The organism is Kitasatospora sp. A2-31 (assembly GCF_022288725.1).
In the GTDB taxonomy this organism is placed as follows: domain Bacteria; phylum Actinomycetota; class Actinomycetes; order Streptomycetales; family Streptomycetaceae; genus Kitasatospora.
In genome coordinates, this window is record NZ_JAKNTA010000230.1 from 1 (window position 1) to 1,210 (window position 1,210).

At 72.4% G+C, this 1,210-nt stretch carries 1 protein-coding gene; it reads right to left on the reverse strand.

Annotated features, from left to right (window positions below):
* Nucleotides 1–220 precede the first annotated feature (220 nt).
* Nucleotides 221–1,210, reverse strand: a 990-nt coding sequence (locus MCM47_RS41115) for a glycoside hydrolase family 19 protein (protein ID WP_238951871.1), incomplete at its 5' end; no start/stop codon positions are given.

The window sequence follows — 1,210 nt, forward strand, 5'->3', positions numbered from 1 at the left end:
CGGGCGGCCGTTCTGCGGCAGGGGCCTGCAAGGCTCTTTAGGGGGGGGGCCCTGGGCCCCCGCCGGTCGCCCCGTCGCCCGCGGGGCCGCCGATCCCCGCCCCCGCCGGTCTGCCGCCGGACGGCCGTTTCGGCTGCTCCCTGCGGCGTAGCAGGGAGCAGCCGCCGTTCCGGGGGCGTGCGGCAGTGCCGCGGGGGCCGGCCGGGGAGCCGTCGAACCGTCAGCAGCCCAGGTTCGAGCCCGGGACGGTGCCGAGGATCCGGGTGAAGTTCTGGTAGGCGTCGATCCGGCTCTGGACCTGCGCCGGATTGCCGCCGTTGCACTCCAGACTGCCGTTGATGCTGCGGATCGTCTCGCCGAAGCCGTAGCCGTTGACCATGGCGTTGTGCGGGGTCATGGTGCCCGGACCGGTCTGGGTGTTCCAGTACCAGAGCGCGGTCTTCCAGGCCACGGCCGGATCGGTCTGCACCAGGCCGGGGTTGTGCAGCAGGTCGATGCCGAGGGCGTCCCCGGCCGCCTTGTAGTTGAAGTTCCAGCTCAGCTGGATGGGGCCGCGCCCGTAGTACGCGGCCTGCCCGGCCGGGCACCCGTACGGCTGCGAGGCGTCGCAGTAGTGGGGGTAGTTGGCGGTGTTCTGCTCGACGACGTACACCAGGCCGCCGGTCTCATGGCTGACGTTGGCGAGGAAGGCGGCGGCCTCCTGGCGGCGGACGGTGTCGCTGCCGGTGTTGGCGAATCCGGGGTAGGCGCCGAGCGCGTCGAGCAGGCCCTGGTAGGTGTAGAAGGCGTTCCGGTTCGGGAACATCTGGTTGAACTGCGCCTGGCCGACCGGGAATCCGCCGGGGTTCGGGGTCGTGGTCGGCGTCCCGGTGGGAGTCGAACCGCAGGTGAACGGCTCCCAGTACCAGGTGCTGATCACCGGGTCGTAGCCCGGGTTGTCGTGGGTGGCCCGGTAGAGCCCGCCGTTGGTGTAGCGGACGATGCTCCCGGTGGTGTAGGTGCGGCCGGCCATCCAGGCCGGGTAGTCGCAGCTGCCCGAGGTGGGCGTGGGCGTCGGGCCGGTGCCGCCGCAGGCGCCCTGGTCGGACCAGACGCCGGAGCCGGCGGAGCTGGGGGCCTCGTTCTGGGTCCACCACTTGGCGTACCAGTTGTGGCCGCCGTAGGAGACGGCGGCGCCGCCGGTGTAGGCGGTGGCCGGGTTCCACGGCGC